The sequence below is a fragment of the Bacillus sp. AR13-1 genome, assembly GCF_008042285.1.
Lineage (GTDB): Bacteria > Bacillota > Bacilli > Bacillales > Bacillaceae_G > Bacillus_A > Bacillus_A mycoides.
This window is the reverse complement of record NZ_QNUA01000014.1, coordinates 59,067-73,954: the sequence shown is the minus strand read 5'-3', so window position 1 is coordinate 73,954 and position 14,888 is coordinate 59,067. Positions and strand designations below refer to the sequence as shown.

At 34.4% G+C, this 14,888-nt stretch carries 20 protein-coding genes; 2 read left to right on the top strand and 18 right to left on the bottom strand.

Annotated features, from left to right (window positions below; translation table 11 throughout):
* Positions 1-674 precede the first annotated feature (674 nt).
* Both DN408_RS31385 and DN408_RS12790 read left to right on the top strand, forming a co-directional pair.
* Positions 675-818, top strand: a complete 144-nt coding sequence (locus DN408_RS31385; RefSeq protein WP_179957895.1) for a hypothetical protein — start codon at positions 675-677, stop codon at positions 816-818.
* A gap of 140 nt (positions 819-958) precedes the next feature.
* Positions 959-1,906, top strand: coding sequence for a tyrosine-type recombinase/integrase (locus DN408_RS12790; protein ID WP_147740152.1), 948 nt, complete (start codon positions 959-961; stop codon positions 1,904-1,906).
* A 281-nt stretch (positions 1,907-2,187) separates the two neighbouring features.
* On the opposite strand, the gene DN408_RS12785 is transcribed toward DN408_RS12790, so the two are convergent.
* From DN408_RS12785 to DN408_RS12695, 18 genes are all read right to left on the bottom strand, one after another.
* Positions 2,188-2,694 carry a hypothetical protein gene (locus DN408_RS12785; RefSeq protein WP_147740151.1) on the bottom strand — a complete coding sequence of 169 codons (507 nt, stop codon included), beginning with the start codon at positions 2,692-2,694 and terminating at the stop codon, positions 2,188-2,190.
* A 119-nt stretch (positions 2,695-2,813) separates the two neighbouring features.
* Entirely contained in the window at positions 2,814-4,586 is a 1,773-nt protein-coding gene (locus tag DN408_RS12780; protein WP_147740150.1) for a phosphoadenosine phosphosulfate reductase domain-containing protein, read from the bottom strand.
* 121 nt (positions 4,587-4,707) lie between these two features.
* Positions 4,708-5,121, bottom strand: a complete 414-nt coding sequence (locus tag DN408_RS12775; protein ID WP_147740149.1) for a HEPN domain-containing protein — start codon at positions 5,119-5,121, stop codon at positions 4,708-4,710.
* A complete protein-coding gene (locus tag DN408_RS12770) occupies positions 5,108-5,494 on the bottom strand; it encodes a nucleotidyltransferase domain-containing protein (protein ID WP_002139773.1) in 387 nt (128 codons plus the stop codon). Before DN408_RS12770 ends, DN408_RS12775 begins: the two co-directional genes overlap by 14 nt.
* Before the next feature lie 21 nt (positions 5,495-5,515).
* Positions 5,516-5,887, bottom strand: a complete 372-nt coding sequence (locus DN408_RS12765) for a hypothetical protein (protein ID WP_002139772.1) — start codon at positions 5,885-5,887, stop codon at positions 5,516-5,518.
* 18 nt (positions 5,888-5,905) lie between these two features.
* Positions 5,906-6,754, bottom strand: coding sequence for a ThiF family adenylyltransferase (locus tag DN408_RS12760; protein WP_147740148.1), 849 nt, complete (start codon positions 6,752-6,754; stop codon positions 5,906-5,908).
* 12 nt (positions 6,755-6,766) lie between these two features.
* Positions 6,767-7,168, bottom strand: coding sequence for a hypothetical protein (locus tag DN408_RS12755; RefSeq protein WP_002169952.1), 402 nt, complete (start codon positions 7,166-7,168; stop codon positions 6,767-6,769).
* A gap of 50 nt (positions 7,169-7,218) precedes the next feature.
* Positions 7,219-8,184: an MPN domain-containing protein gene (locus DN408_RS12750; protein WP_147740147.1), complete on the bottom strand. Its 966-nt coding sequence runs from the start codon at positions 8,182-8,184 to the stop codon at positions 7,219-7,221.
* 48 nt (positions 8,185-8,232) lie between these two features.
* Positions 8,233-8,877, bottom strand: a complete 645-nt coding sequence (locus DN408_RS12745) for a hypothetical protein (protein WP_147740146.1) — start codon at positions 8,875-8,877, stop codon at positions 8,233-8,235.
* Entirely contained in the window at positions 8,855-9,679 is an 825-nt protein-coding gene (locus tag DN408_RS12740) for a hypothetical protein (protein WP_147740145.1), read from the bottom strand. Before DN408_RS12740 ends, DN408_RS12745 begins: the two co-directional genes overlap by 23 nt.
* 29 nt (positions 9,680-9,708) lie before the next feature.
* Positions 9,709-10,521 carry a hypothetical protein gene (locus tag DN408_RS12735; RefSeq protein WP_147740144.1) on the bottom strand — a complete coding sequence of 271 codons (813 nt, stop codon included), beginning with the start codon at positions 10,519-10,521 and terminating at the stop codon, positions 9,709-9,711.
* Entirely contained in the window at positions 10,518-11,075 is a 558-nt protein-coding gene (locus DN408_RS12730; RefSeq protein ID WP_147740143.1) for a hypothetical protein, read from the bottom strand. Before DN408_RS12730 ends, DN408_RS12735 begins: the two co-directional genes overlap by 4 nt.
* On the bottom strand, positions 11,059-11,388 hold the full coding sequence (locus tag DN408_RS12725) for a hypothetical protein (protein WP_002139760.1): 330 nt from the start codon (positions 11,386-11,388) through the stop codon (positions 11,059-11,061). The genes DN408_RS12730 and DN408_RS12725 overlap by 17 nt, the downstream gene beginning before the upstream one ends.
* A 12-nt stretch (positions 11,389-11,400) precedes the next feature.
* Entirely contained in the window at positions 11,401-12,513 is a 1,113-nt protein-coding gene (gene dnaN, locus DN408_RS12720; RefSeq protein ID WP_147740142.1) for a DNA polymerase III subunit beta, read from the bottom strand.
* An 81-nt stretch (positions 12,514-12,594) separates the two neighbouring features.
* Entirely contained in the window at positions 12,595-13,443 is an 849-nt protein-coding gene (locus DN408_RS12715; protein ID WP_147740141.1) for a Rad52/Rad22 family DNA repair protein, read from the bottom strand.
* A gap of 52 nt (positions 13,444-13,495) precedes the next feature.
* Entirely contained in the window at positions 13,496-13,891 is a 396-nt protein-coding gene (locus DN408_RS12710; RefSeq protein ID WP_147740140.1) for a hypothetical protein, read from the bottom strand.
* A gap of 330 nt (positions 13,892-14,221) precedes the next feature.
* Positions 14,222-14,473 (bottom strand): hypothetical protein, encoded by a 252-nt coding sequence (locus DN408_RS12700; protein WP_002166839.1) that lies wholly within the window; start codon positions 14,471-14,473, stop codon positions 14,222-14,224.
* A gap of 68 nt (positions 14,474-14,541) precedes the next feature.
* Positions 14,542-14,826 carry a hypothetical protein gene (locus DN408_RS12695; protein ID WP_147740139.1) on the bottom strand — a complete coding sequence of 95 codons (285 nt, stop codon included), beginning with the start codon at positions 14,824-14,826 and terminating at the stop codon, positions 14,542-14,544.
* Positions 14,827-14,888 lie beyond the last annotated feature (62 nt).

Genomic DNA, 14,888 nt, shown 5'->3' with positions numbered 1-14,888 from the left:
GGATATGAGGATAAATATGTTCAAATGTGAATAATATTTTCCCAATATCCTTGAGAATACTAGTGTCGTTGAATATATCTAATAAAAATCATCAATAATAATGTGAGTTATGTGTAAATACTGAGTAATGTTAACAAATAGCTACATTATCTGAACAAAATGTGGATAATTGGACGCTACATACTGCTCCATTTACCAAAATAAAGGAAATAAGCCCTATTTACATGGTTGAATAAATATAAAGTGATTTGTATCATTTTCTTTTCGATTTCGTGTAGAAACATATAATTTTCTTTCTGCTTTTTTGTAGAATTGAAAGTCTAATAATCATTGAATCTACGAATACATTTTCTGCTATTTATGATTTTTTACGTTCTTACATCAAATTTCGCCTTGTGGGAGTAAGTCATTTCACTATTTTTGATGACCTATAAAAGTCTTATCTTTATTTCTTTTTAATATATAAGATATATATTTATAATAGATTTTATTATTACTAGTACAATTGTTAATAAGATGTCAGACCTAATTGAAAATATTTATTAATTCAGTTATAATAATGCTAATTAAACATATCATTACCCACATACAAAAGGACAAACCTACGTATCCCTACCAGGACGAGGTTTGTCCTTTTTTCATTTTATAATCAATTAATAATAGGAGGACTAAACATGGTCGTACTAAAGAATACAACTAATATAGCAATGAATGAATATAACGAAATTAGATTTTTTAAAGGGGTTTTTTGGGGATTATTATTTGTATTCCCTTTTTGGAGTATTATGATAGCCTTATTCATTTGGCTTTGTAAATAATAATCAACATATCAAAAATGCAAAGGGTTGTTTGTCCGTTTGCGTTTTTGATATGCCAGCAACCGTGCGTAGCAGAGGGCGGTAGCAGGTCTTTCACCTACTTTCTGTTATAATATAGCCAAAGAAATTAGGTGATTATAATGAACGAGAAAATAAGTTTAGAAGAAACATTAAAAGCATTTTCTGCTTATTTAACAGAAAAAGGACGAAAACAATCTACAATTCAACGTTATACATACGATATTAAGGATTTTTTTAAGTGGTTAGAAATAAATGAGATACTTTTTCATATCAAATCATGGAGTGAACTTTCTGAAGAAGATTATGAGGCGTATTTCTCTGAGTTAGAAAATAAGCGTAAATATTCCCCTAAAACAAGGCACAGAATATGGGTGGTTTTAAAGAAGTTGCACATGTTTTTAGGGATAGTTAGCCCATTAGATAGTATTCACCTTTCCTTAATTCCGGATCAATCGCTAAATGATAGTGATTTTATTACTGAAGAGGAAGAAAAGCTTTTAAAACAAATTGTACTATCGACAAAGGGGTTAACAGAAAGACAAGCTAAATATCGTCCTCTAATTATGGATAGAAACGCTTGTATAATAATTCTAATAGTAAACTATGGTTTATCCTTGCAAGAGCTTATATCGCTTAATATGAGCCATATACACTTTGCTAGAAACACTTTAATTGTTCCAGGAGAAAATGGTATGGCTAGAATTATCTCTTTAACGGAAGAGGATACAAAACAGATGTATAAATATTATAAAACGATTCCGGAGCCAGTAAGACCTCGACAATATACAAATAATCCTTTGTTCATTGCATTTGACTTTAATCGAGGAACATATCGATGGGTATATGAAAATGATGCACCAAAGGCATTATCCGAGGTCGCTGTTCAAAAAATGATACGACTTGAAGTAAAACGTGCGGGGTTGAATAGACGTATCTCGGCGCAGCAAATGCGAAATACATTCATTATTCGTCTTATTAAGCAAGGGATATCAGAAGATAAATTGGTAAGCGGGATGGGGTTCAAAACTAAGATATCTTTAAAAAGATATTATCAATATTTACAGTGACCCAAAAGTAGCTTTAGAATAAAGTTTAATTATAAATTTTAAAAATGCATAAGACTATATACATCAGCGTTCTTACCTTAAATGTATTAACCAGACGAAAATAAAAAGGCGTATTCTATTTATAGAACACGTCTTTTTATTAATTTGTTTCTCTCTGTTTACTTCTTATTTTTTCTCATCTATCTTTTTAATCATAAGTTCGTTCTTGCAGATTATATCTTGAAAATGTTCTTCTTTATTTTCTTCTATATACTTCATAAGTTCTTCGAATTGCACTATTATCACCTATTTTCCTTAACTTTTATTAATCCTTCTAATTCGGATACAGACAGTACATCAATGTTTAGAAAGTTTTTTAGGGCATTCCAAAACTCCCCACGATCATTTAATGATACCTGGAGAATACTTTCCCAAACATCAATCCCAACCTCGTTATACTGAGGATTTCCTTTTACTAGGCATGCTTCATCTATAGTAAACGAGAGCGGATTAGGTTTTACAGATTGATTAAGTTCAAGCGAAGGAACCCAATCAATCGGAGCATGTAAGTGCATAAGATTCTCTAAACATTTCTTTAAAATGCTATTGTCTCCTATACAATGTATTTCGCCGGTCATTTTATCCATTATAATTTTTTCACTTGGGTGTACTTCTCTAACATGAAAAGGTACTTGTTCTGCATATTGCTTATATATTCCCTGAAATGTTTCTATGGCCGTTTCTGTAGATGACGCATTAAGAAAGCTTATTTTGTGAGCTGTAATAATTTCTAATATGTATAGGCGCATAATTAATCATCCCCTATATTTTTTCTATATTAACTGATACGTTTTATCCTTTTATTTTTGAAATAAAGAAAGTACCTATTTTAACGGTACTTTCTTTAAATATATCGTCTATTTAGTTATTAAGCTATTGGAAAAGATTCATTTACTAATTCTTTAAGTATTTTTGCAAAGTAATGGTTGGTCTCTTCAGATAGCAGCTCCTCTGTTTCTATTAATCTAGAAAGTCTGCTTGTAAACTCTGCAGCATACAAAAGTTTTGTACTAGCTTTTTCATCTTCTTTAAAAAGTGGTTCATTCTTCATGGATTGAATTAAGAGCTGAATAAGCATTTGTTTATGCTGCTCTTCCCTCTTTCCATGGTACATATCCATCCCTAACCAATGACGCACAATCCGTTCAGCGTCTCTTGCTTCTGTTATATCTGCTCTAGATACAACAAAGGTTAGCTTGTTCCATGTTAATTTTGCAGCTTCATTTGAATAATTTGAAGGAAAGAAGAAGAAGCTCTGTCGCGTAATTCTTTGCTGCTCTTTAATCCAACGAAATAGATCCTGCTTCCCTAAATGAATATCTATTTCTACAAAAAATATGGGGAATGGGGACGTCGTTTTTTCCTCATTTATTGTACAATCGGGCTTGAATACCAATTCACCAAGTAATACGTGGTGTATAGGCTCCAATTCATCACGATATACTCTAATTCCATCCGTTTCATACCAGGCTTGTAGTATTGCCTCGATCTCTTCTTCAGATATAAGAGTCGTATTCATCTTTTGTTGCGTATAAAGTAGATACTCTAAAAGCATTCTTCTACCTTCTACTGTAAGTCCTCCTGGTGCATAGTCTCCTTTTTCTGTACGATCAAACATAATATAATCGTATTCAATATGATTGTGTATGGAGAACAGGTCCGAATCACGCTTGTTTTCGCTTCTAAGGAGCGTCTGCAGACTGCGTCTATTCATTACATTCCGATAGCGAATATCGTTTCTAATGGAACGTAAGAAGCTTTTCCATGATTGTAGGTAAGCATAATCTGTATACCCCTCACTTATTAACTGGGTTAGCATTTTATCCTCACCATTCATCATCAGACAAGTCCAACATCCACTACGCGAATTTGCAGCTCCACAAGCATTTCCTTGCTGTTTTCCACCTGTTTTTATGCTACATTCAAACATAGCCTGTCCATACTGTATGCTCATTTCTTCTACATCTACGCCAAAAGGCAATAATCCTCTATCTAAAAGTAACATCCATACCTCATCACCGGTTAAGAATTTAACTGGATTAAAGCAAAGTATATTTTTCATGTCATTATGACGCGAAAATAGAGAATCGTTACTAATCTCGTGTTTTTGAATACTATGCCTTCTACGTGCACTTTCTTCATTGCGAACGGCGAGCATAAGCACACCATCATATTCATCAAAACATTCTACTGCATTAGTAGTTTGAGAATCTATTAAGATTTCTTTCATCTTTCGCTGCATGGGTTTGATCTTGAGGGAGTCGGTGCACCATCTCAATCTACTATTACCACTTGGCGGAAGAACCCCTCTTCCTATCACCTTATACCAATATGATTCTTTCATTGATGGTTGTACACTATGAACAATGAACGGTAGATTTTGCTCATCTGCATTCTCCTGGATCTTTTGTAATGTCCGTGAGATATAAGCCGTCATAGCAGGTGTTTCTACCCCAACTTCGGAAGTTAAGATATGAATTGGTTTTGTACGGTCCTCTAGCGGCAGCTCGGCAATTGCATCCCATAGTAATGTCAACATGGCAGAACTATCTTTACCACCACTGTAACCTACGAAACAACAATCTCGAGACAAATAGACTTTTTTCATGTCCTCTTTAATTTCTTTATAAATATCCATCATTATATTGTTAGCTCCATAGCAAAGTATTATTCCATCCTACTATGGAGCATTCCTCCTCTTTTTTAGATAGAAAAAGAGAGTCCCTCTTTTAGGCACTCTCTCTTATGTATATCCTCTATTTTTAATCAACTGTGATTTCATGTATATTCAGCTTGTTTAACTTTTCATTATAAAAACTCAGTACTTTTTGAGCATGTTGTATAGCCACTAATCCATCTTGAACAGTAAGTGCTTCAAAATACGGATAACGAATGTCTGTAGCATAACCATTCAGCTGCACGCATTGGTCTAAAATCAATGAGAATTCCTCATCTAATCTATGACAGGATTTGTGCAGCATTAAAAGGTTATGAGTTTTAGGGACTGTTCTACCGTTTAGTGCAAGAAATCCTTTTAGAAGTTTCTCCACACATTGTTGACTATGATAACAAATAATTGCAGTAGGGAAAGGCTTCATGTGAGTTAAGTACCTAGCAGAATCTAAGTCAGATTTTGCAATGAAGAGCCATTCTTTTAGATCCTCAGTATTTCTCATATAGAACCATCCCCTCTAGTGCAATTTTATGCTCCATGGTTACATTGCGGTTAGCACGTTCTTGAAACTCTTCCGGTCCATACACTAAAATATCAACTGGTGTTTCCATTACATCGTAAATACCCCAATTGATACGATTAATGACTTCCCTTTTTCTTGCTCCTACACCTTCCACAACAATACAGAGATCAAAATCACTGTCTTCATTTGGTGTGCCATAGGCATGAGAGCCAAAAAGGATAATTTTTTGGACTGAAGACACGGTTTCACGAATTTTTTGTACTAATAGGTCCAGTTCCCTTTGTACTTCTTCGTTAATCCGAATCACCTCTTGGATAATTGAATTATATTGACGCTTGATTATATTATACATGCGTTCCTCTTCTCCCTGCTATTACATATTTATTTTTATATCGCTCTCTTGTTTTCCAACGTTCTGTAATGCTTGATAACATTCGTATACCTGCTTGAAGTCTTGTAAGAATCCATCATCAGAGATACTATGAAATCCTTTGAAGTTCTTTCTACACCAATATAAGAAGTCGGATTCATCCTTAGCTAAAAAAGAGTCCGGGTTTAAATGAATCAAAGCCTCTGCTAAACAAGCCAGAAGCAAGGGTATCATTTCGGAATCATGCTTTGATAAATCAAGTACAGATACAACCGCATAATTCTTATATTGATAGTATTGAAGAACACCACTACACATGTTTGTCGGTGTTAACGTATGTTGTAATTGAGTGTTGTCTAGTTGATACAGCCTCATATTGTCCCTCCTATACCACTACTCCCCAATTGGTGCGGCCTTCATAAAAGCTTTTTGAGCTTGGAAAATGATGTAGTGATTCGATACAGTACCTTCATCAAAGAGCTCGTTTACGAATTGTGCAACAGTCATGGCAGCGAACTTATTTGTAATAACGCGCTGTGGTTCTGAAGCAGCTAATTCGGAACAACTTAATTGACTTGGAGCCATTTCCTTTTTCGTAAAAGCATCTGGAAATAAGTCTCCAAGCGGAGAGAGAATAATTTCGCCATTCAGTTTAATCCCACATACTGCTTGACCGTTATAACCACTACTTTTATAATCGGCTATTTGTTGAGATGTCCAATGTCTTTTATCTACTTCTCTCCAATTATCAGGAACTGTTACAGCTGTATTCCCTACATCGATGTAAATAAGATTATCCGATTGATGGAAGAATTGATGAAAGACCTCACGAGAAAACATATTATCTACTGCTCCAATCACAATTGGCAGATACAAATAGTCGTCTTTATGTTGTTTTTTTAATAAATCGTATTTATTACCAAACAACTGCTGCATTGTTTCTGTGTCTTCTATGTACTGTGACGTATAGGAAGAGATAGGAACGTTATAGCCAGCTTTATATCGACGAGCAAGTACCTCCGCTTTGTATTTACCAACATCAGGTCGAATAAAGAGTTGATTTCCAAGGTTCTTGGTTTCAATTATGTCTGGATCTGCAACTACAATTTCTCCATCTAATTGGAAAATACTCATCATTTGAGCAATATGTTGTAAAATTAAGCCTCCGTTTCCTCCAGCACCTACTAATACAATATGCGGTACAATCTTCTTTCCTTCTGCAACATCAATAACAATACTCATTTTTATATCCCCCTAATTTTCTTTTAATTGTGTATTCTCTAAATTTCGTAGAAATGGAATTGATAAATTTGTAATCCTATGCACGGTATACAAGTCAAATGAATGCATCAATAGTATCGATGCAGCATGAACGACTCCTTTCTCTTGCACAATGGATACAGCATATTGAAGTGAATTCACCTGCTCAATAAGTGTATGTACATATACTTGATGCGCGTTTAAATCAATATAGGTATCATTCCCTTGTCCTTCTAGTGCTTCATATATGTGATTCATCTCTAACTTGCACATAAATTGAAATAGCTCATAGTCATGATGTGTTTCCTCTACTACTCGTTCACTCTTTGTAAGAAGTAACATGCAATGTTTTATCTTTGTAAACATCGATACGTGAATTGATTTTAATGTTGTCATAATAAAGAAGGAGACATGAAAATATGTCTCCTTTACGCCCCCCTGTGTATTTATTTTAAAAGTGTAATCCCGCTTAAATCGTAATTTTGGCTTATCCCTTTCGTTGCATATTCTCCTGCAAATATAAAGTTAGGGTTAATAGAATGAAATTCCCCATCGATACAAGTGCGTACACGTAGTTCAGGGAAAACATCCTCTATTCTGCCGATTATTGCATAGAGAATAGGAGCCTGTTCACTTTGATCATCTAAATCACTTGGTTCAGCAGAGAAATGATGATGACTGTGTATCTCCATAACTTTCATAGCGATAGACTGCATCTCTATATTCGTTTCTGGAATTACAATTTCAGTTGCTACCTGCTGGTGTGGAAAGTCCATAAAATAACCACGCTCTTTATTGAAATAGATATCAGCATGCAATTCGCAATCACATTTACGAGAAATGGCTTGTGCAATAATCACAAAATCCATTAATAAAGTTCTCGGTATAAAATCCCCAGGTAAAAAATGATCACGCCAAGTACTAAGAAAAGAAAAAGGACAATCTGAAAGTGATTGTCCCTCTACAGTACTTGCTCCTTTTGCGCCGACAGTTAAAATCGGAAGTAGTGCATTTGTATCCTCATCAAATTTAATGACAGTTAAGCCTTTAATAAATGAGGGATAAAGTTGCTCTAATTTTACGCGAATGTCCTCTGCTTCTATTTTTCTTACATCTGTGGAATCTCCATTTTGAACAGCGATTCCATGTGTAATTTCTTCTTCTGTAAACCAATCTACTAACGGTTTATCACCAAATACTACGTGACGAACAACCGTTGTTGTATTGATTTTATCTAGACAATCTGTAGCTTTTGCAGCCTTAGGCTTCTTACTTGTCTTTGTCTTATCTTTGGCTTTTTCCTTCTTCTCTTCTTTTTTAGCAGTGGCTTGCTCTGAAGCAGCTTTTTTCACTGGTACTGTTGTTTCCTCTACTTGTTTTTCCATATCAAAAAAATCGAATAAGTTAGTCATATTAAAAATCCTCCTAGTATGTTTGCTTTTATATAATCCTGCTATTTTTTAAAAAGTCATTTCTGATTCTATTAGAATGAAATCATCAAAACTTTGGTTTTCAAATCGTTTAAATAACTCTCCTACTGGTTCCGTATGAGTGTTTGTAAGGTCATGGTTGAATGAACTTGCAAAGAATAAAACATGAAATGTTTCTAAATCTTTTAAAGTTCGGAATTTAGGAATCATAACTCTACCCGTACATACAGATCCACTAGCATGAACATTAGAATAAGGAAATTGGTATAACTTCATTCCTTCTTCTAACTCCATGTCTTCTTTTACAGCAAAGACAGAGATATTCGTAACTCGTTTTTGATACACCGTATAACGGAATAACAGACGTGGAAAGCCCACTTGTTGAAACGGTCGTTCAAAAAATTGAATATCCCACTGAGCCTTTGGTACTTCAATCCAAACAGCTTGCTTATCACCACTCTTAGATAACACCTCATGTTTTACACACCCTTTTGGGAGTACGCCACTAGAGTAATGAGTATTATCTTGTGTACCTTGCTCCATTACTTCTTTTAAAGCTAAATAAAAGTCTTTAAAAGTAACGGCAGTCTCACCACGCGATAATTCGTTGTTAAATTGCTGAATGGTTACAATTCCTTTTGGCTCTAAAGCATCAAATATTGCTACTGTCTTCATGTGTTTGTTCCCCCTGTGTATAAATTGTTTCCACTAAATCTAGTAACATCTCAAATTTATATGGTCCGTATAATGGTTCATCGCCATAATAGAGATAAAGTGATTCTTCATCAATTTGGTAAGAATACTTTACTGGATAACAATCTAGTATTTTAAAAATATCTTCTTTATGTTTTGGTGATATGCCGTCTATTGTTTCAGCTATAGCACCCCATGTTACCTCTGCTACTTCCTGTATTTCCTTTAATGGTATGTCGAATAGTGTAGAGAGCGTTTCATACTCTTCTTCCTCTTCAATAGGAAAAGCTTCTAAGCCCATTTCTTCGATCATGTCCGTCCCTAATTCCACAAATCCTTCTTCATGGTCTAATTCATAAATATTCTCTTGTTCTAAGTACACGGGAGAATACTGTGTTACATTAATCGAAAGCGAATGCATTCTTTTAAAGTAATGTAAGTAATGAAATTGACACGGATAAAAGCAAGATAGATTTATGTGTAACAGGTTCATAGAAAGTAAGAAGATAACAATCGTATCTTTAGATTCTACGTCCTCCCAACTTAATGTTTGGTTTACATCTAAAAAGTCCACACAAGTTAGGATTTTACCAATTGCCTCATGAGATATTTTGTTGAAATCTATCTCTATATCTTTAGAAAGACTTTCTAATATATATATTTCCTCTTGGTATCTCTGTTTAATTTGTTCCAGATCTACGATGCTATAAGTTTTATTTAACTTAATCCATAGTAAATAGTACGGAACTGACATATGCGTTTCCAAACCAAATAATTTTCGCACTACAATATCACCTCTAAAGGGTTCTTTATTTATACATTCCTCTTACTAACCATTTGAATTTCTTCAAAGATACAAAGTATCATTTCAATTCGTTTGATTGCTGGAAAGTATGTATCATCGTCATAGAAAAGGAAAAGTTTCTCCTCATCAGCTTGATAAAGCATACGAATATCAAAACGACTTTGGATAGAATGAAAAAAACTTTGATCCGTTATCTTGATATTGGAAAATATCTCACCAATGGAACTCCATGAATTCTTGACAATGTCTTTTAATTCATCCATGGAAATATGAAATAGATTCGAATATTTAATCAGGTCATTCTTATCGTCGTTATTTACCTCTTCGTGACGTAATTTCATATCCTGAATTAAATCATCACCCCAGCTTTTAAATGAATCCTCACAATCGTATTCTTCGAAATTATCTCGTTCTAAATACGTTGGGAAATACGCAGATACGGGAATTCCTAGTCTATACATACGCATAAAGATTTCCATAAAATACAGTTGCGATGTATAGAAGCAGGAAAGATCAGTATCTAAAGAATTTTCCGCAATCATAATTATTTCAAGGAGAGTTTTCGAATCAATTAAATCAATTGAAAAATTCGAGTCTTCCTCTACATAAGAAACGGCAGCCAGTACATGATGAATGGAGCGTTCTGAAATTTTGCTGAAGTCTATTTTTCTATAGTTCTCTAAGCAATCTAATATATAAATTTCTTCATGATGTTTCTTATCTGCAAGTAATTCAGGCAGTAAGTGATCATTCTTTTGTATTTTTAACGAAAGTAGATACTTTCTTACTTTCTGCTGATTGTATGTAAATAATAATTTCATACCTGGTTCCCCTTCGTCTTTTCTCGGATCATTGCCGCAAGACGGATTATAATTTCATAATAAGAAAGTACCCATTCATCAAATGAGTACTGTTCATAACCATCCTCTAGAAATTCAATCAAAATATGACTGGGATACTCTTCACTTTGATAGGTGTTAAACGAAAATTCATGTAACACTAATTGAAAATTGGATTGTGTTATATGTTTCGATCCTATACATAGATAGTAACCAGCTGTGTCGAAGTAACATCCTTCCGCAGCCATAGAACTAATATCCGAAGCGAAATTCGAATACATGTCTTCTGAGCTAAATAACGTCCCATCTAACAGGTCTTCTTCAGTTCCGAAGGCAAAGTGACAAAATATACGTGTTTGCTCGTTAAAACGCGCAAGCGACTCGAATAATAGTTCACTTGTTATATGCAACCTGTCCCTGTGAAAATCATTGATATTGATTAAGAATGGGATGTTATATTTGCGAATTAATTTTTGTATGCGTAGCATCCGAATGTATACTTTCATCTCATTTCCCTGATTAAATAAATATCTCATCTTCTAGCCCCTGCTTTTCTACATCTTCTAGTTGTTCAGTGAAAAGATGTAAATGTAGCATTTCCTTTAATACACAATCTGGGCCACTTATCCGAAATGAATTACCACTATAAAACGTGACATAATGTCGTAGCTGCTCAAATTGCTTTTCAAATTCATCTATATGTTCTAATGATATGTTTTCTAAATCAGGCATTTCGTTCGCAATAAATCCATTTATAAGCGATTCAAAGGATTGACGAAGTTCTTGATTATTAGGAAGGACTTCTTTTGACTGTAATAAGTCAAAGAAGTCACTGTGATTCATACTCATTTGGATGCCCCCTTACACACGAACCGGTAGGATTAATTGCAGATTAGAGCTAGTTTTGTCATCTGCCCCCACTATCACAATAGGTCTCTGGTTACTAATTATTTTTATCGTGATTGCTTCAGACGGTATCGTCTGTAATGCTTGCAGCAGATATTCCACATTACAAGCAAATGTAAATGTCTCTTCTTGATTGCATGAAATTTCCACACTCGCAGTTCCTACTTGTGAGTTTTTCGGCTCAATCCTCAAAGATTTTTTTCCTTCTGAAGTAAACATAACTAATGTCGAGAATGCCGACAGCTGTTCTAATGTATTTTGTAACTCGCTACGTTCTACGGTTACATAGATATCGGAGTAATCGGGTATCATCCTTGACGTATCAGGATATATTCCGGCTAATAATCGAGATTGATAGATAATGCTCTCCCCTCTTATAAGAAGTTGCGTATCACTAATCAATTTCATTTCTAATTTAGATTCTCTATTAAATAGTTTTAACGCCGTTTTTAGGGATTTACTTGGTAAAATGACTTCACCATCTTTAGCGGCGGGAATATGCGTACGTTCAAAACGTAACCTCGCTAAACGATACGAATCAGTAGCAGTACATGAAAGGCTACCTTCCATGGATTTTAAATTTAAACCCGTTAAAATCTTTCGTGTATCTGATACTGCAATAGCATGTAAAGTTCTACTAGCGATTTTTGCAAATTGTTCTTGTGACATCGTTAGCCAGTCTTCTCCTGCCTCAATTTTGATTTCAGGATATTCTTCGTGATCCATGGTACAAAAGCTAAATTGCTTTTTCGCATTTTCTACAATTTTTAGCTCATTGTTTTTATGTTCTAAACCAATGAATTCACTTTTGAATTTCTTAATCGTTTTAAGAACTGGAGCAGCTGCAAAAAGCACCTTCCCCGGCTCAGTACAATCCCCACTATTTACGTTAAAGCGTGTCACTAATGTTACCGTTTCTGTACCGTCTGAACCCATTAGAATCATTCCCTTTGGACTACACTCTAATAAAACACCTTGTAATGCCGGCATTGGGTTTTTAACGTCTACAGTAGCACTAGCTTTCTCTAATTTTTCGATAAATAAAGTACGGTTAATATTAAAATTCATAATAAATCCCTCCAAAAAAGTAATAAAAAAAGAACAGACCTCATATCCTGTTCATTCGTTTCCCTGCTATAAAACAAAGCTTTACGCACTTTGTTGTTTTTTTAACTGTTCTATGAGTTGATGAATGGCTTCAGTATGATCATGAAGTAACCATTCTCTAAAAGACGTAATATCGCCAGATATATAGGTAGATAACCAGCGGTTAAGCTGTGTTTCATTCCCATGGTTAATATTTATCGCCTCATGAATCAACTGTAAACGAGTTATAATGTCCTCTAATCCACCAGTCGTTGTATCTTCGAATGTTCTAGCTTGTGCATTATGATTGTGATTATAGGCAAGCAAAACATCTTTAGATGTAATTCCTAACGGCTTTACTAGCTGTTGCATGTCTTGAATTAATAATCCTAGACTTGGCTGGCCATTCGATTGTTCCTTCTGTGAACTTCCTTGTTTATTCTTTAGTTGTAGCATAGTAGGTGGTGTGAAATAATACCCTTTCTTTTGATAAGAAACATAGATACTATTTGGACCATTACTATGGGTAGAAAGTTCTACTTTACTAGGTTTTATATTGTAAAGGTATCTTCCCACGCCCCACATTACAGCAGCTCTTTTTAAACTATTCGAAAAGCCACCTTTAACAGAACTATAGTCAGATTCTTCACTTCCATCCTCTTTTGATATCCAGCGTTCATTCAAAAATACTGAAATGGTACACTTCGTGGCATTCTCACCCCATTTGTTGTAGGATACTTCCCATCTATCGATACCGAAGACTTCGTCAAAACGGTCCTGTATGGCACGAGCATCAACAAATGGAGCTACATACGCGAAAAAACGCCCGTTACTTTCGAATGCATGTGTAATTTTCCATCCTAATTGTTCGAATGGAAATTCGGCTTGTAAACTTTCCATCATATTCGTCATAATAATCCCCCTACATCATTTTATTTTGTACACTTTATTATGAAAGAGATTGTTATTTTGAATTGGAGTGTACCCACTCGTTCTTTCGAAATTCATCAATCATTTCACATATAATTCCTCTGTTTTCATGAAGCAACCACTCTTCATAGGAAGTAATATTTTTTCCTGATAGAATGGATAAGCGCTGATTCAACTCTTCTTTACTTGCATGACTGATATTCCTTGCTGCATAAATGAGACGTAAGCTTACTTTCAAATCTCTTAAATCAGAAACGGTAATATCCTTAAATGTCGTAGCTTTCGTATTGAAGTTTTGATTGTGCGCTTGCAGCATTGATAAAGAACTGATCCATAAAGGATTAGCTAGTGCTTTAATTTCTTCAATAATTTCATGTAAATGAGCATCATTTTGTAATTTCCCTTGTGATTTTTCCATGACTAAATTCATGATGTTTCCCCCTAATTAATAAAATAATTGCCTAAAGTGCTGGCTATACAATAACTCCAAACTTGAAGACAACACAAAAAGGGCTTCTTCAAGTCGATTAATAATGTGCATAGCAAAATAAGCTATATATACACTAATCGGCTCAAAGAAGCCCTTTCAAAAATGAAACAAGACGCAACTTGCTTCTACAACTCAACCACAACACAAAAAAGGTGTGGGAATAAACGGAATCAATTAAACAATAAATATATCTGTATATTAAACTATCTTTATTTTGAATGCAAGTAAAAAAGAGTGAAACAACCGTAACACTCTTTCATCCATAGTATATTATTTGCTCCAAAACTCATTATAATACCAAGCTCGATAAGAAATATCTTCTGATACATCCATTACTTTCATACGCCTTCTATGATTTTTAGGCTGAACAGGTATACTATATATCTTCGCATCGTCTGGTTTCGTAATATCTTCTACTTCAATTTTTACAACTTTTAGATGGTACGGCATACGGCCATTGCTAAAAACATCCCCTACACAAATTGTCCAAAGACTCGTTTCAATTTCAGTTACAACATTCATTATATATGCTCCTCTGCAGATTAATAAAAAAGACATTGAACAAATTCGTCCAATGTCTTTTTTCCCTCTTATATATTCTTTAACTCAAAGTACAATTTTCCAGGTTTTCCATACATGTTAATTTCATTTTGATATACGACAGCTAATTGCTGAGACATCTCAATGCTTTCCATATAGGATAATGAAGCAGCTGCTTCTATTTTTTCTTTAATTTCATTAGGAATAACTGCGTAAGATAAGCTATCCATTTTACTTCCTAATTTAGTATCTGTAGCAGCCTCATAATAAATTTCGGTAATTAAGACCTCATTATCACCTGGATCATACATATATCCTCGGTTAACTGTAATCATATTAAAGTACTCCTCTCAAGTTTCACATTCTAATCCCTTGTGCTTTTAGCATTGCAACAAAT

Coding starts and splice junctions, on each gene's coding strand:
- DN408_RS31385 (WP_179957895.1), top strand. CDS start 675: ATGGTCGTACTAAAGAATACAACTAATATAGCAATGAATGAATATAAC.
- DN408_RS12790 (WP_147740152.1), top strand. CDS start 959: ATGAACGAGAAAATAAGTTTAGAAGAAACATTAAAAGCATTTTCTGCT.
- DN408_RS12785 (WP_147740151.1), bottom strand. CDS start 2,694: ATGCGCCTATACATATTAGAAATTATTACAGCTCACAAAATAAGCTTT.
- DN408_RS12780 (WP_147740150.1), bottom strand. CDS start 4,586: ATGATGGATATTTATAAAGAAATTAAAGAGGACATGAAAAAAGTCTAT.
- DN408_RS12775 (WP_147740149.1), bottom strand. CDS start 5,121: ATGAGAAATACTGAGGATCTAAAAGAATGGCTCTTCATTGCAAAATCT.
- DN408_RS12770 (WP_002139773.1), bottom strand. CDS start 5,494: ATGTATAATATAATCAAGCGTCAATATAATTCAATTATCCAAGAGGTG.
- DN408_RS12765 (WP_002139772.1), bottom strand. CDS start 5,887: ATGAGGCTGTATCAACTAGACAACACTCAATTACAACATACGTTAACA.
- DN408_RS12760 (WP_147740148.1), bottom strand. CDS start 6,754: ATGAGTATTGTTATTGATGTTGCAGAAGGAAAGAAGATTGTACCGCAT.
- DN408_RS12755 (WP_002169952.1), bottom strand. CDS start 7,168: ATGACAACATTAAAATCAATTCACGTATCGATGTTTACAAAGATAAAA.
- DN408_RS12750 (WP_147740147.1), bottom strand. CDS start 8,184: ATGACTAACTTATTCGATTTTTTTGATATGGAAAAACAAGTAGAGGAA.
- DN408_RS12745 (WP_147740146.1), bottom strand. CDS start 8,877: ATGAAGACAGTAGCAATATTTGATGCTTTAGAGCCAAAAGGAATTGTA.
- DN408_RS12735 (WP_147740144.1), bottom strand. CDS start 10,521: ATGAAATTATTATTTACATACAATCAGCAGAAAGTAAGAAAGTATCTA.
- DN408_RS12730 (WP_147740143.1), bottom strand. CDS start 11,075: ATGAGATATTTATTTAATCAGGGAAATGAGATGAAAGTATACATTCGG.
- DN408_RS12725 (WP_002139760.1), bottom strand. CDS start 11,388: ATGAGTATGAATCACAGTGACTTCTTTGACTTATTACAGTCAAAAGAA.
- dnaN (WP_147740142.1), bottom strand. CDS start 12,513: ATGAATTTTAATATTAACCGTACTTTATTTATCGAAAAATTAGAGAAA.
- DN408_RS12715 (WP_147740141.1), bottom strand. CDS start 13,443: ATGACGAATATGATGGAAAGTTTACAAGCCGAATTTCCATTCGAACAA.
- DN408_RS12710 (WP_147740140.1), bottom strand. CDS start 13,891: ATGAATTTAGTCATGGAAAAATCACAAGGGAAATTACAAAATGATGCT.
- DN408_RS12700 (WP_002166839.1), bottom strand. CDS start 14,473: ATGAATGTTGTAACTGAAATTGAAACGAGTCTTTGGACAATTTGTGTA.
- DN408_RS12695 (WP_147740139.1), bottom strand. CDS start 14,826: ATGATTACAGTTAACCGAGGATATATGTATGATCCAGGTGATAATGAG.